The organism is Streptomyces sp. MnatMP-M17 (genome assembly GCF_900091995.1).
GTDB lineage: Bacteria > Actinomycetota > Actinomycetes > Streptomycetales > Streptomycetaceae > Streptomyces.
The window spans coordinates 1-1,494 of the sequence record NZ_FMDK01001173.1 but is presented as its reverse complement, the minus strand read 5'-3'; the positions used below and the strand labels follow the sequence as shown (position 1 = coordinate 1,494).

The following is a 1,494-nucleotide window of genomic DNA, read 5'->3' as shown; positions in this document are numbered from 1 at the left end:
GGAGGGGGCGGGAGCCAATCCGGCCAACGGCACGCCCGTACAGCTCTACGACTGCAACGGCTCCGCCGCGCAGCAGTGGGACGTCGCCTCCGACGGCTCGATCCGCGCGCTCGGCAAGTGCCTGGACGTGACGGGCAACAGCACGGCCAACGGCGCCCAGCTCCAGCTCTGGGACTGCGCCGGTACGCCGAACCAGAAGTGGACCGTCTCGGCGGCCCGTGACATCGTCAACACCCAGGCCGACAAGTGCATGGATGTGACGGGCAACACGTCCGCGAATGGCACCCGGCTCCAGATCTGGACCTGCACCGGAGCCGCGAACCAGAAGTGGACCGCGCCCTCGGGCGGCGGCAATCCGCCCGCGCCCAGCGGACCCATGGCGGTCGCACCGTACATCTACAACGGCTGGGGCAGCCCGCCGAACCCGACCACGGTCATGAACGCGACCGGCGTGAAGTGGTTCACCCTGGCGTTCGTGCTCAGCAACGGCTACTGCAATCCGCAGTGGGACGGCGGACGCCCGCTGACCGGCGGAGTGGACCAGCAGACCATCAACACCGTGCGCGGCGCGGGCGGCGACATCATCCCGTCCTTCGGCGGTTGGAGCGGCAACAAGCTGGAGAGCTCCTGCTCCAGCGCGGGTGAACTGGCCGCCGCGTACCAGAAGGTCATCAACGCGTACGGTCTCAAGGCCATCGACATCGACATCGAGGCCGCGGCGTACGACAGCCCCACCGTCCAGCAGCGCACCGTGGACGCGCTCAAGACCATCAAGGCCAACAACCCCGGTATCAAGGTGTACATCACCTTCGGTACCGGCCAGAACGGCCCCGACACCAGTCTGATCAACCGCGCTGCCGCCGCCGGTCTGACGGTGGACAGCTGGACGATCATGCCGTTCAACTTCGGAGGCGCGGGCCAGAACATGGGCACGCTCACCACCCGTGCCGCCGAGGGCCTGAAGAACGCGGTCAAGAACGCGTACGGATACAGCGACGACCAGACATACCGCAGCATCGGCATCTCGTCGATGAACGGCATCACCGACAACAGTGAGACGGTGACCGTCGCGGACTTCCGCACCATCCTCGCCTACGCACAGCAGCACCATCTCGCACGGCTGACCTTCTGGTCGGTCAACCGCGACCGGCCCTGCACCGGCGGCGGAGCCGACACCTGCTCCGGTGTCAGCCAGCAGGCGTGGGACTTCACCCGCGTCTTCGCTCAGTACACCGGCTGACGCCGGGCGAGGAGAACGAACAGATGAACACGCTCTCGTACGGTGGCGGCGCCATGCCGGGCCGCCGCCCGTACCGACGGCTGTCCCCGCTCACCCTGCTGCTGACCGTGGCAGCACTCTGTATGTCGCTGGTCGCCCTGCCTCAGCAGGAGGCCGCGGCGGGGACCGCCGTGGAGGGCGGTGTCACGGTGGGCGGTGCCGCTGCGGCGGCACCGCCCACCGGGTGGACCACCGTCATCAACAAGACGAGCGGC

General features: G+C 68.2%; 2 protein-coding genes. Both read left to right on the top strand.

The window, feature by feature from the left end; all coding sequences use genetic code 11:
- Window positions 1-1,240: ricin-type beta-trefoil lectin domain protein (locus tag GA0115259_RS37450; protein WP_093605019.1), on the top strand; the 1,240-nt coding region annotated here is incomplete at its 5' end.
- A gap of 23 nt (window positions 1,241-1,263) precedes the next feature.
- The coding region (locus GA0115259_RS37445) for a hypothetical protein (RefSeq protein ID WP_141716873.1) at window positions 1,264-1,494 on the top strand (231 nt) is incomplete at its 3' end.